This window comes from Nostoc sp. 'Peltigera membranacea cyanobiont' 232 (assembly GCF_002245985.1).
Taxonomy (GTDB): Bacteria; Cyanobacteriota; Cyanobacteriia; order Cyanobacteriales; family Nostocaceae; genus Nostoc.
Window position 1 is genome coordinate 1 of the sequence record NZ_NOLK01000001.1, and the last position, 25285, is coordinate 25285.

General features: G+C 41.9%; 25 protein-coding genes. 12 read left to right on the top strand and 13 right to left on the bottom strand.

Features of this window, described 5'->3' with window-relative positions; genetic code table 11:
• The first annotated feature begins 57 nt into the window (after positions 1–57).
• The gene (locus CDG79_RS00005) at positions 58–951 is read left to right on the top strand and encodes a LysM peptidoglycan-binding domain-containing M23 family metallopeptidase (RefSeq protein WP_094339579.1); all 894 of its coding nucleotides are present in this window, start codon (positions 58–60) and stop codon (positions 949–951) included.
• A gap of 95 nt (positions 952–1046) precedes the next feature.
• Here the strand turns inward: CDG79_RS00005 and CDG79_RS00010 are convergent, their stop codons facing one another.
• Both CDG79_RS00010 and CDG79_RS00020 read right to left on the bottom strand, forming a co-directional pair.
• Positions 1047–2084 carry an isochorismatase gene (locus CDG79_RS00010; protein ID WP_094339580.1) on the bottom strand — a complete coding sequence of 346 codons (1038 nt, stop codon included), beginning with the start codon at positions 2082–2084 and terminating at the stop codon, positions 1047–1049.
• 341 nt (positions 2085–2425) lie between these two features.
• Positions 2426–2635, bottom strand: a complete 210-nt coding sequence (locus CDG79_RS00020; protein ID WP_094339581.1) for a hypothetical protein — start codon at positions 2633–2635, stop codon at positions 2426–2428.
• Between the two features lie 214 nt (positions 2636–2849).
• Here CDG79_RS00020 and CDG79_RS00025 point away from each other — a divergent pair, with 214 nt between their 5' ends.
• Positions 2850–3428 carry an SMI1/KNR4 family protein gene (locus CDG79_RS00025; protein WP_094339582.1) on the top strand — a complete coding sequence of 193 codons (579 nt, stop codon included), beginning with the start codon at positions 2850–2852 and terminating at the stop codon, positions 3426–3428.
• Between the two features lie 221 nt (positions 3429–3649).
• On the opposite strand, the gene CDG79_RS00030 is transcribed toward CDG79_RS00025, so the two are convergent.
• From CDG79_RS00030 to CDG79_RS42020, 3 genes are read right to left on the bottom strand one after another with little or no spacing between them, the layout of a single operon-like run.
• Complete coding sequence (locus tag CDG79_RS00030; protein WP_094339583.1) at positions 3650–3910, bottom strand: type II toxin-antitoxin system RelE family toxin; 261 nt, start codon at positions 3908–3910, stop codon at positions 3650–3652.
• Positions 3907–4104: a DUF2281 domain-containing protein gene (locus CDG79_RS00035; RefSeq protein WP_094339584.1), complete on the bottom strand. Its 198-nt coding sequence runs from the start codon at positions 4102–4104 to the stop codon at positions 3907–3909. The genes CDG79_RS00030 and CDG79_RS00035 overlap by 4 nt, the downstream gene beginning before the upstream one ends.
• Positions 4105–4146: 42 nt before the next feature.
• Entirely contained in the window at positions 4147–4320 is a 174-nt protein-coding gene (locus tag CDG79_RS42020; RefSeq protein ID WP_189524834.1) for a hypothetical protein, read from the bottom strand.
• A 45-nt stretch (positions 4321–4365) separates the two neighbouring features.
• Between CDG79_RS42020 and CDG79_RS00040 the strand changes: the two genes are divergently transcribed.
• Positions 4366–4611: an AbrB/MazE/SpoVT family DNA-binding domain-containing protein gene (locus CDG79_RS00040; RefSeq protein ID WP_094339585.1), complete on the top strand. Its 246-nt coding sequence runs from the start codon at positions 4366–4368 to the stop codon at positions 4609–4611.
• Entirely contained in the window at positions 4598–4987 is a 390-nt protein-coding gene (locus CDG79_RS00045; RefSeq protein WP_094339586.1) for a PIN domain-containing protein, read from the top strand. The genes CDG79_RS00040 and CDG79_RS00045 overlap by 14 nt, the downstream gene beginning before the upstream one ends.
• 204 nt (positions 4988–5191) lie before the next feature.
• Here the strand turns inward: CDG79_RS00045 and CDG79_RS00050 are convergent, their stop codons facing one another.
• A complete protein-coding gene (locus tag CDG79_RS00050) occupies positions 5192–8581 on the bottom strand; it encodes an FG-GAP-like repeat-containing protein (RefSeq protein ID WP_094339587.1) in 3390 nt (1129 codons plus the stop codon).
• 852 nt (positions 8582–9433) lie between these two features.
• Here CDG79_RS00050 and ispG point away from each other — a divergent pair.
• Both ispG and ctpC read left to right on the top strand, forming a co-directional pair.
• Positions 9434–10660, top strand: a complete 1227-nt coding sequence (gene ispG / locus CDG79_RS00055) for a (E)-4-hydroxy-3-methylbut-2-enyl-diphosphate synthase (RefSeq protein ID WP_094339588.1) — start codon at positions 9434–9436, stop codon at positions 10658–10660.
• Positions 10661–10910: 250 nt separating this feature from the next.
• Complete coding sequence (ctpC, locus tag CDG79_RS00060) at positions 10911–12194, top strand: carboxyl-terminal processing protease CtpC (RefSeq protein WP_094339589.1); 1284 nt, start codon at positions 10911–10913, stop codon at positions 12192–12194.
• Positions 12195–12251: 57 nt separating this feature from the next.
• Here the strand turns inward: ctpC and CDG79_RS00065 are convergent, their stop codons facing one another.
• Entirely contained in the window at positions 12252–12446 is a 195-nt protein-coding gene (locus tag CDG79_RS00065; RefSeq protein WP_094339590.1) for a DDE transposase family protein, read from the bottom strand.
• 319 nt (positions 12447–12765) lie between these two features.
• Between CDG79_RS00065 and CDG79_RS00070 the strand changes: the two genes are divergently transcribed.
• Complete coding sequence (locus CDG79_RS00070; protein WP_094339591.1) at positions 12766–13605, top strand: DNA/RNA non-specific endonuclease; 840 nt, start codon at positions 12766–12768, stop codon at positions 13603–13605.
• A gap of 80 nt (positions 13606–13685) precedes the next feature.
• On the opposite strand, the gene CDG79_RS00075 is transcribed toward CDG79_RS00070, so the two are convergent.
• From CDG79_RS00075 to glyA, 3 genes are all read right to left on the bottom strand, one after another.
• Positions 13686–14078: a nuclease A inhibitor family protein gene (locus CDG79_RS00075; protein WP_189524835.1), complete on the bottom strand. Its 393-nt coding sequence runs from the start codon at positions 14076–14078 to the stop codon at positions 13686–13688.
• 379 nt (positions 14079–14457) lie between these two features.
• On the bottom strand, positions 14458–15708 hold the full coding sequence (locus CDG79_RS00080; protein WP_094339593.1) for a competence/damage-inducible protein A: 1251 nt from the start codon (positions 15706–15708) through the stop codon (positions 14458–14460).
• Between the two features lie 182 nt (positions 15709–15890).
• Complete coding sequence (gene glyA, locus CDG79_RS00085; protein WP_094339594.1) at positions 15891–17174, bottom strand: serine hydroxymethyltransferase; 1284 nt, start codon at positions 17172–17174, stop codon at positions 15891–15893.
• Positions 17175–17519: 345 nt separating this feature from the next.
• Here glyA and CDG79_RS00090 point away from each other — a divergent pair, with 345 nt between their 5' ends.
• A complete protein-coding gene (locus tag CDG79_RS00090; protein ID WP_094339595.1) occupies positions 17520–18266 on the top strand; it encodes a hypothetical protein in 747 nt (248 codons plus the stop codon).
• Positions 18267–18275: 9 nt separating this feature from the next.
• Positions 18276–18893, top strand: a complete 618-nt coding sequence (locus CDG79_RS00095; RefSeq protein WP_094339596.1) for a DUF4231 domain-containing protein — start codon at positions 18276–18278, stop codon at positions 18891–18893.
• A gap of 103 nt (positions 18894–18996) precedes the next feature.
• Here the strand turns inward: CDG79_RS00095 and CDG79_RS00100 are convergent, their stop codons facing one another.
• Positions 18997–21777 carry a M16 family metallopeptidase gene (locus tag CDG79_RS00100; protein ID WP_094339737.1) on the bottom strand — a complete coding sequence of 927 codons (2781 nt, stop codon included), beginning with the start codon at positions 21775–21777 and terminating at the stop codon, positions 18997–18999.
• A gap of 644 nt (positions 21778–22421) precedes the next feature.
• Here CDG79_RS00100 and CDG79_RS00105 point away from each other — a divergent pair.
• From CDG79_RS00105 to CDG79_RS00115, 3 genes are all read left to right on the top strand, one after another.
• The gene (locus CDG79_RS00105; RefSeq protein ID WP_223277959.1) at positions 22422–22904 is read left to right on the top strand and encodes a hypothetical protein; all 483 of its coding nucleotides are present in this window, start codon (positions 22422–22424) and stop codon (positions 22902–22904) included.
• 103 nt (positions 22905–23007) lie between these two features.
• Positions 23008–23475 (top strand): VOC family protein, encoded by a 468-nt coding sequence (locus CDG79_RS00110; RefSeq protein WP_094339597.1) that lies wholly within the window; start codon positions 23008–23010, stop codon positions 23473–23475.
• A 28-nt stretch (positions 23476–23503) separates the two neighbouring features.
• Entirely contained in the window at positions 23504–23800 is a 297-nt protein-coding gene (locus CDG79_RS00115; protein ID WP_094339598.1) for a hypothetical protein, read from the top strand.
• 406 nt (positions 23801–24206) lie between these two features.
• Here CDG79_RS00115 and CDG79_RS40595 read toward each other — a convergent pair whose 3' ends face one another.
• Both CDG79_RS40595 and CDG79_RS00120 read right to left on the bottom strand, forming a co-directional pair.
• Complete coding sequence (locus tag CDG79_RS40595; protein WP_317616563.1) at positions 24207–24365, bottom strand: hypothetical protein; 159 nt, start codon at positions 24363–24365, stop codon at positions 24207–24209.
• A gap of 28 nt (positions 24366–24393) precedes the next feature.
• Entirely contained in the window at positions 24394–25176 is a 783-nt protein-coding gene (locus CDG79_RS00120; RefSeq protein ID WP_094339599.1) for a class I SAM-dependent methyltransferase, read from the bottom strand.
• Positions 25177–25285 lie beyond the last annotated feature (109 nt).

Sequence of the window (25285 nt, forward strand, 5' to 3'; positions counted from 1 at the left end):
CCACTTCTCGCACTCTCCATCTAAAATCTAAAGTTAATGCGCTATTGACTTGTATACATGACTTTACCCTTTCGTCAACTTTTTCTCTGTAGCTTAGTTAGCGCCTTGGGCCTAGTAAGCATACTGCCAAACTTGAACAGTGCTAATGCTGCTGTAGGTGGTTGCCCGATTCCAGCCCTATCTCGCTTCCAACGCCATAAAGTTGTCCGTGGCGAAACTTTGGAGAGTATAGCGCAGCGCTACAATCTCATTCCTACAACTATTATTGGCATGAATCCAGCTTTGCAGAACGGTGCAATCGCAGCCGTTGGTAGTGTGCTTCAAATTTCTCCCTACAATGGGATTGTAGTTGAAGTACCTCGTGGTGAAACTTGGCGACAAGTGGCAGCACAATACAAAGTTCGTGCTGATAGCCTTTTTGAGGTGAATGGCTGCCAACAAAACCCCAGAATTGTGTTTGTTCCGGGGGTAAATTGGTCGCCCAATGGTGTTATAACTAAAGCCCCTTTACTCAATGATGCCAGTACGCCAAACCGTGCATCTCTGTCTGGATATCCTTTAGCACAAGTAGCAACTCTGGGATTAGCTTACGGGTGGCAAATTAATCCTGCGACAGGTGAAGTTTTCTTCCATAGCGGTGTTGACTTATTAGCACCAGTTGGTAGCAATGTGTTAGCGATCGCACCTGGAACCGTAGCCTTTGCCAGCGATCAAGGTTCTTATGGCAAGTTGGTCATTATTAACCACAGTGGCGGACTCCAAAGCCGCTACGCCCAGCTTGACAGTATCAAAGTTACTGTCGGTCAACAAGTGAAAAAAGGAGACTTACTAGGAACAGTAGGCACTAGTGGAAAACCAACATCCACTCAACCGCATCTCCATTTTGAAGTGCGTTCTAGCTCATCTCTGGGTTGGGTAGCAGAAGATCCAAAGGGTTATTTGAAGAAATGAGGTTTGTTTTGAAACGCAGAGGAACGCAAAGGTTTCGCAGAGGAACGCAAAGGAAATCTCTGTGTTCCTCTGCGAAACCTTTGCGATCCTTTGCGTTAAATAAAGGATGCTATATTTTCGCTAGATTTTACGATGTGCATTCCTGCCTCTGCAAACCTTGCAAATGCTGCATCTGCCTGTTCTGTGTAGTCCACAACACCGGGGACAACAACGGGGGAAGTGGAATCTTCTAGCAGATAGATTTTTTTGGCAAGGGTAGCATCTACCTGTTTAATTTCTGTTAATAAATCGTCAATTGTCCAAGCGACGCAGTGACTTTTAGCTTGACCACCAATAATTACTGCATCATATTCTAAAAGTTGTTTAATTAGGCGCGTGTTCTTTTGAGCAAGTGGACGTTGTTCAAAATCTTCTAACACTTCTGGACGTAAGATGGAATAGTTTTCTGTTAAAGGATTTTCGCCTTTAATTTCAAATTGCGTCTGACTCTGACGCGCAATCCCGTGGAAAAATATCGCTTCCTCAACCGATGAAACTAAAGCATGGCCGATACCACCCAACATAGAATGATAAGGCCAAACAGTGAGGGGATATTTACCGTCTTGACTAAGTTGCTTAATGTAATGGTAAGCGTGTTTTTCTAATAATTCATAATCCCCATTCGTAACACTGTCAGCAACTGCTGGGTTGACTTTCCAAATACCTTGTTGAATATCTGCTGGTGTGATGCTAGTCGCTGCTGGAGTTGGATGTTCCCCCGCAGCATTCACCCAAAAGATCGGATGGAAAATTTGCGTTGCTGTGTGGGTGTCCAGTGTGGGTACAATTTTTGTAATTACTCCCAAGTTACGATAAATAAACTCACATAACCTGACGTTATCATCCACCGCCGCATTACCGGATTTTCCACCTACAAATAATTCAAATCCGGGGATGCAGAATGTGTTCTGGACATCAATTAATAGTAAGCAAATGCTGGTTTGATCTACAGATGCAGGTTTGATATCGTGTTGTTTTGCCCAGATTTCAGCTTCGGCGGCACGTTCTTGGTAAGGTAGGCGCGAAACTTCGCCGACCTTATCGGGGTTAAAGTGCGGGGGAATGGGGAGTTGGGTTGTTATTTGGGTGTTCATCTAAAATCTGTACTTATTTTCTAATTATTAAGCTTGCCTTAGTCAAAAATAATGCTGAATTTAGTAAACGTCATCGTGGGAACCTAAACTTAGCAACAAAATTTCTTCCTCTTCTGATTCAGGATTTGTAACAAATTTAAATAAAATCCGATTCCGATAATCAATTGAACATGAGTATCTACCCAATGAATCACTTTTTAGCTTGTGACCACGTAAACTGACTTGAAATGGATCTTCAGCTATTTATTGTAATACTTGTTCAATTTGAGAACGTAACTCAGGATTTTTCTTGACTACACGCTTAAAAGCACGAACAAAAGTTGGACTCCAAACCAAATTTTTCACTCGTCTAACTCCGCCATCAAATCTGCAACAGAACCACGCCGGACATTACCTTGAGCATAATCACTCTCTGCTTGCGCGACTTCTTTTAATAAGTCATCCCGTCGCTGTTGTTTAAGGCGCTTTTGGATAATATCTACAAGAATAGCCTGAGCTTCTGGATCTAATGCTTCTGCTGCTTTCTGGAATGTAGATGTTTTTTCTAGCATGAGCGTCAAAGAATTTGGTGATAAGTCTAATTTAGCTAGTGCTAGGAGCGATCGCTCCTCATTTTCGTTCCTTAATAGTATATTTGTATTATGAAAACATAAATTTAGCGATCGCTCTCATCCAAACTTCGCAACATCGCCAACCATCGATCTAAGCACTCATCTGTAAACCAACCATAAGGCAAAATATTTTTAATCCGAGGCAGCTACAAGTATGCAGGAAATTTGGACAAGAATAGAATTCTGGCTCAAAGCTAATACTCCACAAGTTCTTGATACATTGAACCCTGGAGCATCAGAGAACCAGATAAAGGCAGTAGAAGACGCTCTGCTGATACAGTTTCCTGATGATGTCAAGAGTTCTTACCGTATCCATAATGGACAATCAGGCTACGATTATGGGCTGATTAATGGACGAGAATTTCTATCTCTTGAACGTATTCAAGATGAATGGCAAGTTTGGAAGGAACTTCTAGATGGAGGTAATTTCGATGATTGTGAAAGTCAGTCAGAACCAGGAATAGGGATTTGTACAGATTGGTGGAGTCCGTTATGGATACCACTAACCTATGCCGGTGCTGGCGATCATGATTGTCTAGACTTAGCTCCTGCTAAAGGTGGCAAGGTTGGACAAATTATTCAGATGTGGCACGATGACGGCAAGAGAAAACTCGTCGCTTCAAGTTTTCAGAACTGGCTAGAGGAATATGCCACTGGTTTAGAATCTGGTCAATATGTTTTCTCGCATAAATACGGAGATATAGTCAAAGCGGATAGTATCTGGTGTCTGTAAATCTAGGAGCAACGCAACTTAGTCTGGTTAAAGCGATCGCACTCTGGGTAGTTACAAAAGCGATCGCTCTCTACCATTCACAATAAAAAAGCGATCGCACTCTGGGTAGTTACAAAGGCGATGCCTGTGGCGGGCTGCGCCAACGCACTTGCATAATGTATGAGAATGCGAAAGCGGTAAGGCGTTTTTGCACATTTGGGATGCTCTCGATTTTTAGTTGTTCACAATCTATAAACATCACTACGATGCTTTACTTTGACCACCGTGACTAATAAGAAACCATCTTGTATTTCGTAAATAATTCGATATTTTCCCAATCTGACTCTATATAAATTATCAGAACCTTCTAATTTTTTCACACCATCATGACGAGGCTCAAAAGCAAGTTGTTCCAATTTAGCAACCACTTTTTGTTGAACATCATAGGGTAATTTTTTTATCTGTCTTTTTGCAGCCGGAGCAATTTCTACTTCGTAACTCACAAACCTAATTCCCTTTTGAGTTCACCCAAAGAAATCGTACCAACCTCTTCTGCTTCTTTTAATGCAGCTTTTGCATCTTCTAAATCTTCTTTATCTTCTTTGGCTTTCAAAAAAAGTAAAAAGTCCAGAACCTCGCATACAATTTCTTCTGGTACATTTTCTATCTCTTCAATTATTTTCTGTTTGGCATTCATAAATTCCGCTTTATGCTGGTTGACTCTATTATAAGATGATGGTTATTGAAGTCTTGCTAACTCAAGTAAGAAATTGCGATCGCACTGTGAGTAGTGAGAAAGGCTTACGCAGTTGATCGTGTATGAGAATGGGAAAGCGATCGCACTCTGGGTAGTTACAAAGGCGATCGCTCTTTCATCCACAACCTCAAAAAAGCGTAGACGCTTGATTGACAATCGACTGTATAATTAAGTAAGGAGTAAATGTAAGGATTTTGAGTAATGGCTAGTGCAACCATCACAACAAAAGGACAAGTAACTATCCCTAAAGAAATTAGAGATTACCTCAATTTAGACACAGGTAGCAAGGTTGATTTTGTGATTGATGAAAATGGGATAGTTACACTTATTCCCTTGAATATCCCTGTTCAAAGCTTATCAGGGAGCTTATATCGTCTAGGGATGAAAAGCGCAACTTTAGAGGAAATGGAAACAGCAATTAGAGAAGGTTCAAGTGATTGGAGTTGATACGAATATTTTAGTGCGCTACCTGACAAAAGATGATGAGCAACAATGGGAGCAAGCTGTTGAGATTATCGAAGGGGGAGAGCCGTGTTTTGTTGCGAATATAGTTCTGTGTGAATTAGTTTGGGTTTTGCGCGGTAAGCCTTATGAATTTAGTAGGCTAGAAATCAGTAAGACTATAGAGATGATGTTGCAATGTGCAGTTTTTGAGTTAGAAAATCCCTCTGTAGTTTATCAAGCATTGCAGCGTTTTAAGCAGGGAAGCGCAGATTTTTCTGACTATTTGATTGGGGCGATCGCTCAACAATCTGGTTGTACGACAACAGCAACATTTGACAGAAAGTTGAGAGCCGACAAAGGATTTAATTTGTTGGAGTGATAACAAAGCGATCGCTCTCTATCATTCACAATAAAAAAGCGATCGTACTCTGGGTAGTCACAAAGGCAACAAGAGAAAAGCGATCGCACTCTGGGTAGTTACAAAGGCGATCGCTCTCTACCATTCACAATAGGAAAGCCAAATCTTGAATCAAGAGAAAAGCTATCACATTTATTTTTCAGTTGTGATTGCCCAACAAAATGTTTAAGCGGCGAAAACACCTAACCACTGACTAACTGCATTTGCAACATTGCGCGTATATGAAGAACGATAGCCTGCATCTCCTGCGTTGTATATCCCTGCGGCACTTTCATAATCTCCTCTCTCAATATAAGAAATCATGTCGGTCATTTTGTAAAAGGCTGCCTTGGCAATCAAAGAATTTCTTGGGTCGAACATATACTCAGGATGTCCTACAAAGTCGATTCCTGTTAATTTTGATATCTGACTGTAGTTTCCAGGAGTTGTAATTTGAGCTAGCCCTTTACCTGACCAAGAAGTTCCAGCATACCTATCTGTTGTATTTTCAGCTTGAGGATTCCAACTGGATTCAAAACAAATAGTTGAAGCAGCGTATGCTAATGCTTTGACACTCGTAATCCCTTGACTTGCGAATGCTTCAATTAATGTTGGAATATAAGGACTTGCTGCGTTGCTCCAAGTTGATGGAATTACACTGGCGTTATACTTGATCGAGTTGTTAGAGCCAGTCGTTAAGCTGTCTTTTTGATCACCGTCAATAATATGTAGCAACACACATTTTCCATTGGGGGCGACTGAACTCCCAACCCCCATCCGCCAATCACAAATTCCATCTGTGGTATTGCTTCCAACTTTTCCATTACCTAGATATAGTGCAACGTGATCCATACTTGGTCCGCCATCCCATGAGTAGGCAATAACGTCTCCTACCTGAATGTCATTGATTGAGCTAACTTCTCTAGCCAAATGCTGCCCTACTAGATAATTTTTGAGTTCGTCTGCCCCAATATGGATTGTAGGTAATTCATGACCTTGAATTAAGCACTGTGAAACAAAATTAGCGCAGTTTCCACCCACATTGGAAAAATCTTTGTAGGCGGGATTTCTCCCATTTGCCCACTTGCGTGCATAGTCTGCTGCTGCTTGGCGATCATAGGAACCAGATGATGACTGCTGAACCTTTTCCCAAGACAGGTCAAGATTAGCACCTTGGTCAACATCGAAGTAGTGGAAGTGAAGGTCATAGCGCCCAGCATCCAATTTTACTTTATACTCAGCGAACCCATTGTAAGATTCCTGCCATTGTTTTTCTGGAGTAATCCAAGTCCATTGACCGTTGTCTTGGCGTTTTGCCAAAATTTGGAAACCATCATCACCCTTAACGCGGAAGGTGTACTCACCACCATCAAAATTAGCAGTAGTATATGAGCGAAGTACAAAATAATCGGATGGTAATTGAGTACCATTCTTTAGTGAACCATTTCCGATATCGAACTTAATCCCTTGCTTGCCATCACTTCGGATATTAGAACCGAGATTGATTTGCCCAACAGCATTATGGTTAGACATACCTCCTTCCCAGAAATCAGCAGGCGGCTTTCCTAGTCCAGATTTCCAACGAAAAACTGTTGTACTCCACTCAATACTACTATTGCTAGTCTCTTGAGGTTTTGGCAAACCTTTCATCAACCATTCATCGGTGTTACCATCCTTATTTCGCCAGAGGATATCTGCCGCTCCATCATTGTTAAAATCACCGATTCCGCTAAACTGCCAACCCAATGCTGGCTCAACTGCCTGAGACCATGACTGAGATGCTACCTTCAGCCCGTCCATTTGCCAAATTGCAGTTTGACCAAAATTGTCTTGCCAGAAAATATCAGCCTTACCATCGCCGTTAAAATCACCAACCCCTTTCACTTGCCATCCCAAGAGTGGATCAACAAACTGGGTTGTACCTTGTCGCTCTGGGGAGACTTTGAACCCATCATCCATGAACCAAATGGTATTGTTACCTACCTGGTCTCGCCATAAGACATCAGCTTTACCATCACCATTAAAGTCACCAACACCCTTAATCTCATAGCCCGATTTGGGGTCAACAAATTGGGTAAAACCCTGTTTGGCAATTTTTAGCCCATCCATCAACCAAACAGCATTGTTACCCTGATTGTCTCGCCATAAGACATCATCTTTACCATCCCCATTAAAGTCCCCAATCCCCTTGACTTCAAAGCCAGATTTGGGGTCAATGGACTGTGAATATGCTTGGTTGGCAATTTTCAGACCATCCATCAACCAAATTGCTGTTTTTCCCTGGCTATCTTTCCATAGAACGTCAGCCTTACCATCACCATTGAAGTCACCAATTCCTTGTACCTGGAATCCAGATTTAGGATCAACAGACTGTGAATATGCTTGGTTAAGAATTTTTAGCCCATCCATCAACCAAATTGCTGTTTTTCCCTGGCTATCTTTCCACAGAATGTCAGCCTTACCATCCCCGTTGAAGTCACCAACTCCTTGTACCTGTAATCCAGATTTAGGGTCAACAATCTGAGACACTACACCCTGCGCTGCAATACTACTAGAGTCGCTTCTTAGTTTATCGTTGTCTGCGATGTTGACTGTGGCAGTTTTAACCGTACCCAAGTTGTAATTTGTAGCAGTTGCCAAGGTGAGAATAACTGTCTCATTTCCCTCAAATTCTCCATCATCAATGGGATTAATATTAATTAATGCTGTGGAAGAGCCAGCCGCAAAGGATACACTATTGGTTAATTTGTTGTAATCTGTACCATTAATTGCTGTCCCCCCCATTGTGTAATTCACTGTCAGTGCTGAAGCAATACTTCCTGTGCGTGTCAGGGTAAATTGACCGGGGTTTGTAGGTTGTCCAGCTAAAGTTTCTCCAGCATTTGCATCTGTGGCGCTGATGGTAATTGTGGGTACTGGGCTTGACTGTTCAACTCCCAATTTTTGTCCATTAACAACAATGGTTGCTGAATCATCTTCAGCACGAATCCTAGTAATCTGATCTGCGCTTAGTTGATCACCTAAAATCAAATCCGCTAACATCTCACCTTCATCGCCGGGGGAGTCAACAGGACTAGCGTAAACATCTAGGAAGTGTCCTGACTCTTCAACGAGAACTTTGCCTATAGCAGTTGGGTTAGCTGAATTCTGCGTCAGAAAAGCACTGTTAAGGTAGATTGTGTTGTTACTTTTGGCGTATGCACCGAAAGCACCATTCATCTGAGTATTAGAGAGAAATTGTACATCTGGCAAGACACCATAGTTTCCACTCAAGATATCAGCACCTAATGCTTCTGCTTTGTTAACATTAAAGGCTTCTCCAAAGGCAATGTGAGCATTAGCAGCAAAGTTACTCTTAAAAATACTCCCAGCAGCATAAACTATGGCTAGGGTTGGGTTAGTTTGGTTCTGCCATGCGTGGATGAGAGTCTCACCTGCCAAGCTCAAAAGTTTCTGTGAACCAAATCCTTTCCCATCGGGTTGTAAAGAATTTAGCGAATTATTATCTAGAGAGCTTGATGCATTATTCAATTGGGCGAGAGAGGAATCGATGCGAAGTTCAGGATTGTCAAACATAGTTAAATTGGTTCCAAATATTGAAAGTAAACATAATCTCTCTCTGAAAAAGTAACTAGTCCTGGATGTAAAGATGTTGCGTTTGGAAGATGTTTTAAATGCTTTACACAAAAATCATATTGGTTTAAATTCCAATACAAGCAAAGTAATATCGTGCCTATTACTTATAAATTAAACGCCTTGTCCACTTACTAAAAAGTGAACTAACTACAGAATCAAAAAGTATTAATTAAAATTTAATTGCCCATTCATGGACTTATCTAGATAAGTCCATGAATGGGCAATCACATACTTCATACTGAGCGCCTTCATCTGGTTTGAGCATGATTCAGCAGAGCTTAATATGCAATTCAATTTGCTTAAATACTGATTAAATACATCATGACAACTTAGGTTTGACCGCAGCTATAGCATGATTACCTAAATTTTCATGAATTTAATGTGAGTTCCAGGAGGTTGAAAAAGTACAAAATGATGATAAAGCTGAAATTAGATGAAAAATATACAAAAAACCGCTTCGGGAATATCAAAAAGTAAATCCAAATTGCTCGATATATTCTACGAACTCTTGGGACACCAATCTAAGTCCTAAAGGAAGCCATCACCTCATCTTGACGCTGCATATCATATCTGACTGTTGAATGAATAACAGGTATTGACCGTTGGTTCATAAAATCATTGGCATTGCTGATAATATGTATAACTCAGCGATCGCTCTTTATCTGTTGTCCTGTGTTATTGTCTGATTTTTTTCTATCTAATCACCCAAAGAGCCACCACCTGTGGCAATCTGGGAAACAGAGATTTATTAAATCTGATATTTGAGCTACAGCAAATTTACCTAATCAGGTTATGCAAACTCTGCCCACAGTAAACACTTCAAGCATCACACCCAGTCAAGCCACCTTTGATACAACTATCAAGCGGCGTAAAACCCGTCCTGTAAAGGTAGGAAATGTCACCATTGGCGGTGGCTATCCCGTTGTAGTGCAGTCAATGATTAACGAAGACACCCTTGATATTGATGGTTCCGTGGCTGGTATTCGTCGTCTGCACGAAATTGGCTGCGAAATTGTCCGCGTCACAGTGCCGAGTATGGCTCATGCTAAAGCTTTAGCAGAAATTAAACAAAAATTAATAAAAACTTACCAAGACGTGCCAGTTGTGGCTGATGTCCATCATAATGGGCTAAAAATCGCCCTGGAAGTCTCCAAGCACATCGAAAAAGTGCGGATTAATCCAGGGTTGTATGTCTTTGAAAAGCCCAACGTCAATCGAACCGAGTATACTAAATCAGAATTTGACGAAATTGGCGAAAAAATCCGCGAAACTCTAGAACCTCTAGTAGTTTCTTTGCGAGATCAAGGTAAATCAATGCGAATTGGGGTAAATCACGGTTCCCTCGCCGAGAGGATGCTATTTACCTACGGTGACACCCCAGAAGGCATGGTGGAATCTGCCATAGAATTCATTCGCATCTGTGAATCCTTGGATTTCCGCAACTTGGTAATTTCGATGAAAGCTTCACGAGTACCTGTGATGCTAGCCGCCTATCGCCTTATCGCCAAGCGAATGGATGAACTAGGTATGGATTATCCGCTACATTTAGGCGTTACCGAAGCCGGTGATGGCGAATACGGGCGAATTAAATCTACGGCTGGTATTGCTACCTTACTTGCTGATGGCATTGGCGATACAATTCGCGTCTCACTAACAGAAGCACCAGAAAAAGAGATTCCCGTCTGCTACAGCATTCTTCAAGCTTTGGGATTGCGAAAAACGATGGTGGAATACGTCGCTTGTCCTTCTTGTGGACGCACTTTGTTTAACCTAGAAGAAGTGCTGCACAAAGTCCGGGAAGCCACTAAACATCTAACTGGGTTGGACATCGCAGTTATGGGTTGTATTGTCAACGGCCCCGGTGAAATGGCAGATGCCGACTATGGTTATGTTGGCAAAACACCTGGTTACATTTCCTTGTATCGTGGTCGAGAAGAAATTAAAAAAGTCCCAGAAGACAGAGGTGTGGAGGAATTAATTAACCTCATTAAGGCAGATGAACGCTGGGTAGAACCTTAAGGGGAGCAGGGGGCAGGGAGAGAAAGAATAACTAAATTAATACCCAATCCCCATTACCCCTTATCCCTAGAGGGGGCCCCACCTTCCCCAATCCCCAATTCTTAAAACTTTTGTGTTGATTAACAACTAATGTCGCCAGATTGTCAAGTATTTTGTTTAAATTAAGAATGCATACTCGGTCTGTACAGTAGTAGCCTGTGTTAGATTGAGCATACTGACTATATATTTTCCCTCTGACGCAGCTGTCATTATGGTGATTACAAAAAGTAGGCTTGTTTTGGGTGCTACGGCAGTGACACTCTCCACGATCGCAGTTACTAGCCTTGGCATTCACTCGCGAGGTCAGGCTTTATTTAAAGCAAGTCCCAAAGAATTAGTAGATGAAGTTTGGCAAATTGTTCAACGCCAATATGTAGACGGTACTTTTAATCAGGTAGATTGGCAGGCTGTTCGTAAGGAGTATTTAAGCAAGTCTTACAGTAATCAGCAGGAAGCATATAAGTCCATTCGGGAAATGCTGAAAAAGCTACAAGATCCATACACCCGATTTATGGATCCAGAGGAATTTAAGAGTATGCAAGTGGATACCTCTGGAGAACTTACAGGGATCGGGATCACGATTAGTCAGGATGAAAAAACCAAGCAACTGGTTGTAATTGCGCCAATCGAAGATACACCAGCATTTAAAGCTGGTGTTTTGGCAAAAGATGTCATCCTCAAAATCAACGACAAAAGTACCAAGGGGATGGATACGAATCAAGCAGTATCCCTAATTCGAGGTGAAGCAGGAACGCAAGTCAGCCTAACAATTCAGCGCGACGGTCAGACGAAAGAATTTAATATCAAACGGGCGCGGATTGAAATTCATCCAGTTAAATATTCCCAAAAGTCAACTCCAGCAGGTAATCTTGGCTACATTCGCTTGAACCAGTTCAGCGCTAATGCTGGTAAAGAAATGCAAATTGCTATCAAGGATTTAGAAAGTAAAAAGGTAGCTGGATATATTCTGGATCTCCGTGGTAATCCGGGTGGCTTACTGTTCTCCAGTGTAGATATTGCCCGAATGTGGATAAATAAAGGTAAGATTGTTTCTACCGTTGAACGCCAAGGAGAGGCAGAAAAAGAAGAGGCAAATGGACGCGCCTTGACGAATAAACCTTTGGTGGTGCTGGTAGATAAAGGTTCAGCCAGTGCGAGCGAAATCCTTTCAGGGGCTTTGAAGGATAACAAGCGTGCTACTTTGGTTGGAACTCAAACCTTTGGTAAGGGACTAGTACAATCGGTACGTCCCTTGGAAGATGGCTCAGGATTGGCGGTAACAATTGCTCATTACTATACCCCCAACGGTACAGATATTAATCATAAAGGTATTAATCCAGATGTGAAGGTAGAGTTGACCAAAGAGCAGATGCAGGAATTATGGCTGCATGGGCGCGACAAACTCGCTACCCTAGCAGACCCACAATTCGCTAAAGCAGTGGAAGTAATAGGTAAAAAGATTGCTGCTAACGGCACAGCCACAGCAGAAAAATGAAAAGTTAAGAATAAATGTAGGAGTAGAGACACGATTAATCGCGTCTCTACTCCTACCTTAAACTGGTTGGCACTTTCCAGCCCTAATAAGTCCGACACGCCGAGCGATCGCTTCTCCTTCTGAAGTAAAAGGCCCCCACTGTTCTATACTTTCTAGAATCTCTAGATTATCGTCCGCAACTTTATCGCTGGGGACGATTTTGCAATTACCAGCAGAATGTTTGACAATATACCAAGTTTGTGATTCATTCATGCTTGAAATAAAAAATTTGTTTTTTACAGTAAAAATTTTACGACATAGAGAAAAGATTTTTGCACCTAGGCGATCGCACCAAAGTTAATTGCTAAGGTAAGTTGGATAAGATGTTTGAATCTTGGTGTAGAGATGTAAAATTTCAAGCCATCGCGCATCAAAAAAGTAGATTTTTGATTCGTAACTCTTGCTAAATAAAGATTTCTGGTATTCTGTCACAACAGACTTACATTAAAAAATCTTTATTTTTGTATCACTGAATGCTTGATATTGAAACGAAGAACTTGGACACTGCTTTTGTAATCAAAAGTACAAAAACGTGAAAAAAACCAAGATTTTCAAGTTTCTACTGCCATTTGTGACGGTGGTTTTATTTATAATTGGGCTGGCACAGATTGTACCAGCCCAGTCATCAGTAAGCGTTCACCTAACTCTTGGCAACCCTAGCAATGCTGGAACTTCTAGCCAAAATAACTATTTGTTGGTAAAACCACAATATGTAATTGGTTACAACTGCGGAATCGGTAGACCAAATTGGGTGTCTTGGCAGTTGAATAGTAGTTGGTTAGGTAGTACACCAAGACAAGATACTTTTCGGGCTGATACAACACTTCCTTCTGGGTGTTATCAAGTTCAATCTACCGATTTTAGTGGAAGTGGGTTCGATCGCGGTCACATGACACCTAGTGCCGATCGGACTAATAGTGTTACAAATAATTCTGCCACCTTTTTAATGAGCAATATGATTGCTCAAGCCCCAGATAACAATCAGGGAATTTGGGCAAACCTAGAGGATTATGCCAGAACTTTAGTAGGACAGGGTAAAGAACTCTATATCATTTCCGGTGGATATGGAATGGGCGGTACTGGTTCTAATGGAACGTTCTATACAATAGCTAATGGAAAGGTTCAAGTGCCTAACAGAACCTGGAAAATTATTGTTGTATTAGATACTCCAGGTTCTGGTCTTGCTGGAGTGACAACCAGCACGAGAGTCATTGCTGTCAATATTCCCAACACCCAAGGGGTACGAACAGCGAATTGGAGAAACTATCGGGTTAGCGTTGACTCATTAGAATCCCTAACTGGATACAATTTTCTCTCACAAGTTTCAACATCTATTCAGTCTGTAATAGAAGCACGAGTCGATAATTTATAAGTTGGATAATTTAAAAAATGAGAAAGCCTAGTGGCATAGATGACTAGGCTTTTATTTTCAATAAATTCTCAATGCGCTTACTAGGTTTCAACCAGTTTTGTTACTACTCCAGCTAAGTCACCGTCTTTAGTTTCTCCTATGATATAAGCGTCAATATTTATTTGTCCAACACGATAAACGCTGATGTTACTAAGATTATCTTTAAGCGTTTGGACAAGTGTTTGAAATTTTTTAACATCTTTTTTCTGTAATTCATTGTGCCACTCTTGCTCAAATGCACAATTACGAAAGAGATAATCTAAGTCTACTACTTCTACTGGCAAGTCTTGAGAGCCTGTTAGCTGTAATATCTTCTCCTGTGTTGCAGGTGCAGCACCTTCCCACTGAACAACCTCGAAAGGGTAATCCGACTCGCTCATCATTAACAAGCCAGTACTAGCTTCCTTCAGTTTTTCGCCAATCTCACCGCTCATAGTCATCAGTTTCTAGCAACGCTCATACTGTATCATTCAGCCAGTAGCAAAGTGGGAAGCCGAAAGAGAGATAGGAATCCGGTTTGATTTCTGAAAAGATACGTAGGCGAGCAAGTCGTGTGGGTGGGTTTCCCGACTTGAGGGGTAGCGACTGTGCGTAGCGTCACTGGCGTTGTGTTATCAACAGCGTAACGCACTAAATCCTTGAGAATGGTGCGTTACGAACTTCGTTCTAACACACCCTACAATACTTGTAAGTCCTGAATCTTTTCAGGCAGAGATCGTTGAAGCAGGAATCACGCGACTTTGAGTCGTGTGAGGTTCAATCGCATAGTTATGCTCTCTTGTCATACAATCGTATGACAAGCTAACATATATCCTACCTCGTCAACAACTTCCGGCGCAGATTATCCAACGCTGCATTCGCACTCACATGACGAATTAAAGCCCGACCTCGCACTGTACCAAATTGATACTCAAAACTTGTCACTTCATCCTTTGGCCCAGCTAAACCAACATAAACTAAACCCACCGGCTTGGTATCTGTTCCTCCAGTTGGGCCAGCAATACCAGTGATACTCAATCCCCAAGTTGTTCCAAGGCGCGTTTTTACCCCAATTGCCATTTGCTCTGCGACGATCGCACTTACCGCCCCAAATTTATCTAAATCTTCCTGGTTAACCCCCAGCAGTCCAACCTTCACCGAATTGTCATAAGAAATTACTCCACCCCAAAAGTAATCAGAACTTCCAGAAATCTCAGTCAACATTTGCCCTAAACCGCCACCAGTGCAAGATTCTGCCACTGAAAGCGTTTCTTTTGATGCCCGCAACAACTGACCGACTACGGAAGCAGGAGTATCATTATTAACGCCGTAAAAATCTAGTCCGGCAATTTCTTTAAGTTGTTTCTCAATGGGCGCAATTAGTTCTTCTGCGGCTGCTTCTGAAGTTGCTTTAGCAGAAACTCGCAATCTTACTTCCCCCTTACCTGCATAAGGGGCTACTGTGGGATTTGGTAACTTCAAATAGGAAGCAACTTTTTCCGCCAAAGCAGATTCACCAATCCCCCAAAACTTTAAACTCCGGCTGTAAATAATGTCTTTACCCCAACCTTGACTTTTAAGAAATGGGACGGCTGTTTCTTCCCACATCGGGTACATTTCACTGGGAACACCAGGAAAGGTAAAAATCGTGATTTCAGGACGGGGTTGCCAAATGATACCGGGTGCTGTTCCAGTGGGGTTGGGGAGAATTTCTGCACCTTGGGGAATCAAAGCCTGTTTGCGGTTACTTGGTGACATAACCCGATCGCGTTGGGCGAATTTCTGGGTTATGTCTTCGATGATGTCAGAACGTTCTACCAAGGGAACTTTAAAAAAATCGGCGATGGTTTCGCAGGTGAGGTCATCTGGTGTCGGGCCGAGTCCACCAGTGAAAATAAGAATTTGCGCTCTAGAAATAGCAATTTCTATAACTTGCTTCAACCGTTCTGGATTATCTCCAACCACTGTTTGATAGTAGTGGGGAATACCTAGCTGCGCTAATTGTTGCGCCAAAAATTGAGCATTGCCGTTGAGGATATCTCCTAACAGCAGTTCAGTACCAACACAAATAATTTCTGCACTCATTGGAAGGAATAATTAAAAGTTAGGAGTTAGGAGTTGGGAGTTAGAAGTTAGGAGTTCAAAACTTAAAATTCATCACTCTTAACTCCTAATTATCATCTCAGGCTAAGGCTAGTAGAAGTTAGGAATTAAAAATTTAAAACTCATCACTCCTAACTCATCATTCTTAACTCCTAACTATCATGTCAGGCTAGCGCGGGTACAGGAATTTCCAGGTGAGGATATAGGGGGAAGCGATCGCACAATGCTGCTACCCGTTGCCGACAATCTTGGGTTACTACGTCGGAATCTGGAGAAAGCAGGCGATCGCTAATAATATTTGCAATCTCGGTAAATTCTGCTACTCCCAAGCCCCGCGTGGTCATTGCTGGCGAACCTAACCTCAAACCACTGGTAACAAATGGTGATTGCGGATCGAAGGGAATAGTATTTTTGTTAGCAGTAATATTCACAGTACTGACTAGCCGATCCGCTTGCTTGCCAGTTAGATTGACAGAACGTAAATCCACGAGGATTAAATGGTTATCAGTGCCATTTGACACTAATTTTAAACCCCGATTTTGTAGTTGTTCTGCCAAAGCACGAGCGTTTTCAATCACTTGGGCAGAATAGGTTTTAAACTCAGGCTTTAGGGCTTCTCCAAAAGCCACTGCTTTGCCAGCAATGACGTGTTCCAATGGCCCGCCCTGACTGCCAGGAAAAACTGATTTATCTAGCTTTTTACCTAGTTCTGCGTCGCTGGTCAAAATTAAACCACCTCTAGGGCCGCGGAGAGTCTTATGGGTAGTTGTTGTGACTACATGACAATGAGGAATGGGATCGGGATGAAGACCACTAGCAACTAAACCAGCGATATGAGCAATATCGGCAAGTAAGTAAGCGCCGATTTCATCCGCAATACTACGGAACTTTTCAAAATCAATTATCCGGGGATAAGCTGAATAACCACAAATTAAGAGCTTAGGACGCTCCCTCAGCGCCAGCTCTCGAATTCGATCGTAGTCAAGTTGTTCTGTTTGTTGACTAACACCGTAGTGGCTAACTTGAAACCACTTACCTGAGAAATTTACAGGTGAACCGTGGGTGAGGTGTCCACCATGAGACAAATCCATCCCCATAATTTTGTCCCCTGGTTGCAGTAACGACAGGAACACGGCAAAATTGGCTTGTGCGCCAGAATGGGGTTGGACATTCGCATGAGCAGCACCAAATATCTGTTTGGCGCGATCGATCGCTAGTTGCTCGATTTTGTCGATAAACTCACAACCGCCATAGTAGCGTTTACCAGGTAATCCCTCGGCATATTTATTTGTTAATACTGTACCTTGAGCCGCCAGTACCGCCGCAGAGGTAAAGTTTTCACTAGCAATCAACTCTAAGTGATCTCGCTGACGCTGTAGTTCGTCGTTGATTAACTCCGCGATCGCTGGATCGGTGGAGGAAAGAAAGTCTGAGTTAGTCTTAGTCACTTCAATTATCCTTATGGAAATTTGTACAACGGCTGATTTTGTTTAGGCGCAGCACCTAACAGTTCTACAGAGGCGATTAATCGTCTCCGTATTCTAGAGGTTTTTTTGTGCCAACTTATTTATTATTAGGCGCAAGCTTGATTAATGCATTAATTATAATAACGTTGCTTTTTGAAGCTGCGCTAAATAAAGCTGCTTGCGTAGGCGTAGCCCGTCGGAGACATCGCTCTTCTGTCGGATAAAAAGCTGAACGCTTCGGTAATTTACTGTGCGTAATACAACCCTTGCGGAACATGACTGCGAAGTTCTACCCTGGAAAACTTAACCAGTCAGGATTTTTGACAAATGAAAAATTGTTTGGAACTTACCTTTGACAGTGGACAAACAGCATTAGCGATTCGAGCCGATCGACAAGCCGAATTACCAGATGCACTTAAGCAAATAGGGCTTGGTGGTTCGCGTTCTGTTTTAGTAGTGGTGGGAGGTGCAAGTAACATCAGTGAAGCCGACCTTCTCCGCATTCAACGTTTATTTACGGAAGTTTTAGCCCCGATCGCCGAAAATTTGGGGGCTTATGTTGTGGATGGAGGTACGAATGTGGGAGTCATGCAACTAATGGGTGAGGCTCGTACCCAGATAGGTGGTAAGTTTGCTTTGATTGGTGTAGCACCCAAAAACAAAGTGGCTTTACCTAATCAAAAAGAACCTGCTGCTGATTTGACATTATTAGAGCCAAACCATACTCATTTTGTACTGGTTCCTGGCGATAATTGGGGCGACGAGTCTCCTTGGATATCTGACGTTGCAACTGTGCTAGCTAATAACGCACCTTCGCTGACTATACTTTTAAATGGTGGTGAGATTACCTTTGAGGATGCGTTTTCTAGCATTAATACTGGAAGGTTAGTTGTTGCGATCGCTGGTAGTGGTAGAACCGCAGATATCCTTGCAGATGCCTTGCGTGGAGAGGCTACTGATGAACGAGCCAAAAAGTTAGCTAAATCTGGTATATTACAATACGTCAACTTAATCGATATAGAGAAGGGAGTTGAAAATCTAGGCAAAATAATTAAAGATTTGCTTTCTAATTAGGAGTAAATAATGGCAAAAGAAAATAGTTATCAAGAATTTTTAAAGGCAGATTTTAACAAGTTATTTGAAGGGATGAACTTAGGCGATGGGCAAAGACATTTTTTGCGATCGCGCTGGTTAGACCAAGTACTCTGGATGGAAGGTAAGGCAATTTTATCGCGCGATCGCCATTATTTATTGCGGATAACAACTATTGTTGGTGGTGTAATTCTCCCGGCATTGGTCAGTCTAAACATTACCACTACTCAACCATTTAACGATAGAGTCAAGAATGTCATTATCTGGTCAACTTTTGGTTTGAGTCAAGTAGTTGCTATTAGTGCTGCCATTGAAGAGTTTTTTCATTATGGAGAACGTTGGCGACACTATCGCCGGACAGTTGAATCTTTGAAAACCCAAGGGTGGCAATTCTCGCAGTTAACAGGCCCTTATCGGAATTATACAACTCACGAACAGGCGTTTTATGTTTTTGCAGGTCATGTAGAAGATATTATTCAACGAGATGTGGAAATATATGCCACTCAAGTTGTGCAAGAAAAGAAAGAAGAACAACAAAGTCAGGAAAATTATATCTTGATGCAAAATACAAAGATAACTAATATGGAAGAAAAGAAAGAAGAAAAATAAAATTGGCAAAACAAGATATAGGAAGAGTCATTAAACTTTTAATTTTAGATTTTGGATTGAAGGAAAAATCCCAAATCCAAAATCTAAAAATTAGCTGAGGTAATTAACCACCCTTGGGTGCGGCATCTCCAGGCCCTGCGGTGACAATTACTAGATTTTCTGGCTTAATTAAATCCTCAATTACCTTTTGTATCTGAGCCATAGTGACTGCTTGAATCTGCTGGGGAAAGTCTCGGATTTCCGCTCGCGAAAGTCCCAAGACAGAATTATCCAAAATGATGCTTGATACATCACTGGGATTAGCTAAATCCACAGGGTAGCTATTAGTAATTGAGCGTTTTGCCGTATTCAATTCAGCTTCAGTTACTCCTTGCTCGCGCAACTGTTTAAGTAAACCGAGAGTACTGGCGATCGCTTTTTGGGTATCTCCAGGAGCAGTCTGCATCTGAATCAAGAACGGGCCGGGATTGATTCCGGCAGCAAAAGCACTATAGATACCGTAGGTTAGACCGAGGCGATCGCGCACTTCTGTACCCAAACGGCTCGATAAGGTATCACCACCCAAAATCTGATTCAGTATCACTGCTGCATAATAACGCGAGTCTTTCCGAGAAATGCCGTTGTAGCCGATGTAGGTAACTGCCTCTGCTTTACCAGGAATTACTTTGTTTAAACGTGTCGAAGTTTGTGGGAATGGCACGGATGATATTTTTAGCATAGGTGGCTTACCTGTGACTTGCCATTTGTCAAACGCCTGATTCAGTAAAGTTTTTACCTTAACTGGATCGAAGTCTCCAACTATTGCGATCGTCGTGCCATCTGGTCGGTAGTGTGTCTGGTAGAAGCCAAGCAAATCATCACGAGTAATGCTCTTTAAGCTATCGAAGGTGGGAAAGCTATGGAATGGATGATTTTCAGGGTAAATTGCCTGCTGGAATACTTGTCTTCCCAGTCCTCTGGGGTCATCTAGCTGGACTTTGAGACTTGTCAGTGCCCGTTGGCGACTCAGTTCTAACTGTTCGGCAGGGAAAGTGGCATTTTGTAACACATCTGCCAGAGTTTGAATCAATATCGGCAGGTTCGCAGAAAGTCCCTCAGCGCTAACGTTAACTCCCTCGCGGCTGGTACTGAAGTTCAAACCGGCTCCCCGATCTTCTAAGGTTTTTGCTAGGGTAAGAGCATTTTTAGTCTTTGTCCCATTCATCAAGTTAGCCGCAGTCAGATTCGCTAATCCAGCTTTTTGATTGCCGTCAAATTCAGTACCAGCGTTAATTTGTCCACTTAGGTTAATGGTGGGGAGGCTGCGATCGCCTAACAACAGAACCCGCAAACCATTATTTAAGGTAAACTCTTCTGGTAGTGATTGTTTGGCCGAATCTGTAGTTGATGTGGCAGGTGGAAGATATTTAGCCAGTTCTGCCGGATCTACAGGTTTACCGGGACTGAAATTTTCCACCGTGCGCCCAGAACCACCAGTAGAAGTCCCTGGTTTCCCATCTGGTTGAGTTGGCTCAAAGAAGCCGATGGTTTGTTTAGCCGGATTTAGATAAGTTTTGGCAACTTGCTGTACTTGGGCTGGGGTGACTTTAGCGATCGCAGCCAGATACTTTTCAATAAAACGATAATCACCTGCGATCGTTTGGTTATACGCCAGTTGGGTAGCTTGACTTGTGATATCTTGATTACCCAAGATATACGAGGCTTGCAGTTGCGTCTTCGCCCGGTTCAATTCTTCTGTGGTCACTGGCTGCTGTTGCAACTTTCCTAAAGACTCTTGAAGCACCTGGGCAATTTTACCTAACTCTTGACCCGGAGCCGCCGTAGCACTAATGTCATACCAACCTGGTTCAATGAGTTCGGCAGCACCACCACTTACTGAACTAGCGAGTCCAGATTCTACCAAAGCTTGATAAAGCCTAGAGCTACGTCCACCTGTGAGAATGGCATCCATCACATCAATTGCCGGCACATCAGGATGCTTGATATCTGGTAAAGGATACACAGCTTGCAGTAGTGCCGCACTTCCAGGTTGTTTCAAAACAATGGGTGCTTTTTTAGTAGTAGGGGCAACTGGAGAAGATGGAGCGACGTTTGCCCGTGTTCTCTTTTCTGCGTTTCCTCGTTTTGCCAACTTCCCATAAGTTTCTTTAACAACTTTGAGTACAGGTTCTGTAGCAAAATCTCCTGTAATTACCAATGTGGCATTGTCTGGGCTGTAATAGGTTTGGTAATAATTCCGCACCTGTTCCACCGTGAATTTTTCTACATCAGCTTTTGTGCCTCCCACAGATAAGCCATAAGCTCTGGTAGGAAAAGCATCTCGCATCACTGCCCGATCCAAACGGTAGCCTGGTGAATTTTCGTATCCCTGTAACTCAGAGATTACCACCCGCTTTTCACTCTTTAGTTGCTCAGTTCCAATTAAAGAGTTTTCCATCCGATCGGCTTCCAGTGTCAACAATGCTTCGAGTCTGTCTCGTTGCACTGTGCCAAAATAAGCTGTTTCGTCATAACTTGTAAAAGCATTAAACTGGCTACCCAAGGCACTAAACAACCTGCCAAACTGCACTGGACGGTCAGTTGTACCCTTGAACATCAGATGTTCTAGCTGGTGAGAAAGGCCATTTTCTCCCTTAACCTCGTTACGCGAACCAACTTTATACCAAACTTGCACGCTGACCACTGGAGCGGTATGGACTTCTTTGGTTAGCACTGTTAAGCCGTTGTCCAATACCGTTTTTTGTACCCCTTGGGTGAATGAGACAACAGATGCAGGTGCGATCGCTGTCGGTGTTGCAGCATTGGTGAAATTGCCCGAAAACGGCACAAGACTTAGGAGCAGACTGAGAAAAAAACCTATAAATATATATGAGCGGAGCTTCATAAGCAATGCCAAATGCAAATTTCTAATTTTGAAGAAGAATCCAGAATCAATTAGTAGGGGACTCGCTATCCCAGTGCTATCCGCCAGCCATACAGAATTCATTTTGACTCCTGAATTCTGTTTTGACAAAACAAAACCTTAGTAATAGCTTGTGGAAGTCAAAAGACTTAAATTCTCGCCTTTTTTACCATTTTTAATGGTAGCTTTATTTCCCTCATGCCGTAATAGTCGGTTTTCAAGTTTACCTATTTGCAATAAACTTACTAGCACTAGCTGGAGCAATGGTATAAAAATGTCTTAATTCTGTACTGTACCACTTATTTCATATTTTCAAGATAGATGTAACTTTACGCACTGTTACGAATTTTGGTAAGGGACTTCTAATTAAAAAAATATCCAATTTTGTAGGGTGCGTTAGCGACAGCGTAACGCACCGCCAGATATCTCGGTGCGTTACGGCTTTCGCCTAACACACCCTACTGTATATTTTATTTTTTGGAAGTCCCTAACTATATTAATAACCATTGCAATGTGTTCCATTTGACAAGTATTTTGGAATATCTACCTCTACGATTGGTTTGACTCCTAATTGTCATCCCATTAGGACAGGCATCTCCATCAAACTAGTAATAACTTTTTGAGATATGCAAACAAGAAACTTAATTGCATCATTCACATTAGGTATAGCTTTAGTAGCAATACCTGTATTAAAATCTCATGCCTTAGAAGAAAAAACACCGAACTTGTATAATTTAATAGGGTATAATTTCAAAGGCGATAAAGTCAGTATTAATTACTCAACATCAAGTATTACTGGTAAGCCTCTTTTCAGCTATCAAGATCGGAAACAGACATTAAACTTTCAGGGAGATGAGATCCGTAGTGTCGAAACGGAAATTGGTACGCAAGTGACTGTGACTATTAAAAAGACTGTAGATACTGGCTCCACCACATTTAGCTTGCTTATACCCCATATAAACCTGGGATATAGCAACGAAGTAAAAATTGTAACTGACGGAATCACAACATTAAATCGGTTTTCTACGATTCCTCAATTCAACCAAGGGCAGAAACAAATTTATACAATAATCCATCTCAAGGGGACAGCCCAAGCTGTTGCGTTTTAAAGTCTAAAGAATAATCAAATGGCATGATAGATTTTTATTAGGAATAGTAAACTTTAAATCCAAAGTTCAGCTTCTATCTAAAGTATTGAGATTTTGTTCTAACATGCTATCTAGAACCCAATCTGTGAACAGTGTCCTTGCGCCAGGAAATCTGCGTAAAGTACATCATATTGCCCTTAATGTCCAGGATATGCAAGCTTCCCGCTACTTCTATGGTGGAATCTTGGGTTTGCACGAACTCACAGGCGACGAAGTACCCGCAACCCTAGTGGAACTTGTTGCATCAGGGAAAGTAGCCAACTTCATCACCCCAGATGGGATGATACTGGATTTATTTGGGGAACCAGAATTATCACCACCAGATCCCAATCCAGAGAAGACATTCACCAGAGCCTACCATCTGGCTTTTGATATCGATCCGCAGTTATTCGATCGCGCGGTGGCAGTGATCGGGGAAAATAAAATAGCGATCGCATACGGCCCAGTTACGCGTCCTACTGGTAGAGGAGTGTATTTTTACGATCCAGATGGCTTTATGATTGAAATTCGTTGCGATCCAGAAGCTAGTTAACTTAGGAGTAATAACAAAAATTTCTACTATGACTGCAAAACTCACACAAATATTTAAAGTAATTGAAGACGCGATCGCAAAACCCCCAATTCCACACGAACCATACAAGCAATCATTGAAAGCCTGGGCGATGTATTGTTTGCGAGAAAAAGGTTTTATAGTCGTTTATGCTCAAAATGCCGACTTTGCTATTGAAAGAAAGCGCGAAGAAAAGCTATATTTTAAAGTTTCAAATAGCCCCGATGATTTAGATAATTCTCTTAGCTGGATTGTTTGGGATAGTATAACCAAAAACGCCAGTCTCATTTCCCAAAAAATCGACTGATGTCAGTAATCCATTATTGACTGCAACTTTTTCAAGAATTCTTATGGTCGAATTAAGTAGGCAGGCACAAATAAATATAACTATGTAACGAAAAGTAAAAGCGGTGAAAACCTTGTGATTGCTTCACTCCACTTCGTTGCGTTCGCAATGACATAAGCTGATAATCTTGTAATTTGCACATTGTGATTTATTCAAATCATCGTAGTGCGGGCATCCTGCCCGCGTCGAGGGTGCAGATTAAATGCAGAACAGCTTAGTTATAAATTTTCTCACCCACCTACTTAAGCTTTAGATAGTTTATATTCATCGATACGTTTTTTCGTTGCTTCTTAATCTTGGTTGTGAACAAGAGTAATTTAGACGTGTTTGGCATAATTTTATTTGTCATGTATTTGTGCAACTATCTTCATTCACCAGATAATTGCTGCACAAATATTTGATGTTCTGGCGAATTTAATCCCAACTGCAACACAGTCAATACTTGCTGCATATTCCCAGCAAGTAAATCTGACATTGACAACCACAAACCAGGAAATACTTGACTTTTGATTATGGCTTGGGACATATTTTTCTTGTGATGTACCGTCCAAGCCTCATCTTGTCAAAACATCGCTAGAATCAGGTTTCTCAAATATCATTAAATGCTGTCGAGGTAATAAGTTTTTAGTTTCGCGCCAAACCAAACCAACAGCTTGCATTTCTTTACGGACTTGCTTTTGAGTCATTTTGTGCAAACCTTTAATCATAATAAAAGGATTTTCACCCCGGTACTCAACCAGCACTACCTTACCACCAGGTTTCAGTGCTTTCACAATTCCTTGCATCACTTCTTGCGGATACTCAAGTTCATGGTAAGCATCTACCATCAAAGCCAAATCGACACTTTCACATGGTAAGTTGGGGTTACTAAGGGTTGCCAAAACAGGATCGACATTGGTGATATTTTTCTCTTTTTTAAACAACTCAATTATTTCCAACATTTCTGGCTGAACATCCACAGCCAAAACCTTTCCATCTGTTAATAACGGGGCGATGCGAAAGCTTAAATAACCTGTACCAGCACCAATATCTGCCACTACATTGTTAGATTGAAGGTTAAGGAGGCTAACTATTTTACTTGGCTGTTCCTCCACCTCTCGGCTTTGTCGTTCTAGCCAGCCAGCGCCTGTGTATCCCATAACTTTAGCGATTTCCCGTCCCATGTAATATTTGCCGATACCATCTGGACTATGGATAAGACGCTGTTCGTAAACTGCGTAGGCGTAGCCTGTCGTAGACATCGCACCAGTCGCGGCTTGTGCTGTCAGGGTTGGATTCAGCAGCCAGCAACTCAGCATCACAACAAAAGTTACTATAAAGTGGAGAAAATTTGACATTTGGTTATGACTGATCTGGATAGCTATAAACAGCAACTAAGAGAATTTTAAGGATAATGACAGTTTAATCTCATAGGCCGATGTGGAAGTAAACATTTTCAGGATTTAC

Excerpts from the sequence above, each read along its gene's own strand:
- CDG79_RS00120 (WP_094339599.1), bottom strand. The coding sequence starts at position 25,176 with ATGTCAAATTTTCTCCACTTTATAGTAACTTTTGTTGTGATGCTGAGT.
- CDG79_RS00065 (WP_094339590.1), bottom strand. The coding sequence starts at position 12,446 with ATGAATGAATCACAAACTTGGTATATTGTCAAACATTCTGCTGGTAAT.
- CDG79_RS00095 (WP_094339596.1), top strand. The coding sequence starts at position 18,276 with ATGGCAAAAGAAAATAGTTATCAAGAATTTTTAAAGGCAGATTTTAAC.
- CDG79_RS00115 (WP_094339598.1), top strand. The coding sequence starts at position 23,504 with ATGACTGCAAAACTCACACAAATATTTAAAGTAATTGAAGACGCGATC.
- CDG79_RS00080 (WP_094339593.1), bottom strand. The coding sequence starts at position 15,708 with ATGAGTGCAGAAATTATTTGTGTTGGTACTGAACTGCTGTTAGGAGAT.
- CDG79_RS00050 (WP_094339587.1), bottom strand. The coding sequence starts at position 8,581 with ATGTTTGACAATCCTGAACTTCGCATCGATTCCTCTCTCGCCCAATTG.
- ispG (WP_094339588.1), top strand. The coding sequence starts at position 9,434 with ATGCAAACTCTGCCCACAGTAAACACTTCAAGCATCACACCCAGTCAA.
- CDG79_RS00075 (WP_189524835.1), bottom strand. The coding sequence starts at position 14,078 with ATGAGCGGTGAGATTGGCGAAAAACTGAAGGAAGCTAGTACTGGCTTG.
- CDG79_RS00090 (WP_094339595.1), top strand. The coding sequence starts at position 17,520 with ATGAAAAATTGTTTGGAACTTACCTTTGACAGTGGACAAACAGCATTA.
- CDG79_RS40595 (WP_317616563.1), bottom strand. The coding sequence starts at position 24,365 with ATGTCCCAAGCCATAATCAAAAGTCAAGTATTTCCTGGTTTGTGGTTG.
- ctpC (WP_094339589.1), top strand. The coding sequence starts at position 10,911 with ATGGTGATTACAAAAAGTAGGCTTGTTTTGGGTGCTACGGCAGTGACA.
- CDG79_RS00025 (WP_094339582.1), top strand. The coding sequence starts at position 2,850 with ATGCAGGAAATTTGGACAAGAATAGAATTCTGGCTCAAAGCTAATACT.
- CDG79_RS00020 (WP_094339581.1), bottom strand. The coding sequence starts at position 2,635 with ATGCTAGAAAAAACATCTACATTCCAGAAAGCAGCAGAAGCATTAGAT.
- CDG79_RS00100 (WP_094339737.1), bottom strand. The coding sequence starts at position 21,777 with ATGAAGCTCCGCTCATATATATTTATAGGTTTTTTTCTCAGTCTGCTC.
- CDG79_RS00005 (WP_094339579.1), top strand. The coding sequence starts at position 58 with ATGACTTTACCCTTTCGTCAACTTTTTCTCTGTAGCTTAGTTAGCGCC.
- CDG79_RS00010 (WP_094339580.1), bottom strand. The coding sequence starts at position 2,084 with ATGAACACCCAAATAACAACCCAACTCCCCATTCCCCCGCACTTTAAC.
- CDG79_RS00035 (WP_094339584.1), bottom strand. The coding sequence starts at position 4,104 with ATGAATGCCAAACAGAAAATAATTGAAGAGATAGAAAATGTACCAGAA.
- CDG79_RS00040 (WP_094339585.1), top strand. The coding sequence starts at position 4,366 with ATGGCTAGTGCAACCATCACAACAAAAGGACAAGTAACTATCCCTAAA.
- CDG79_RS00110 (WP_094339597.1), top strand. The coding sequence starts at position 23,008 with ATGCTATCTAGAACCCAATCTGTGAACAGTGTCCTTGCGCCAGGAAAT.
- CDG79_RS00105 (WP_223277959.1), top strand. The coding sequence starts at position 22,422 with ATGCAAACAAGAAACTTAATTGCATCATTCACATTAGGTATAGCTTTA.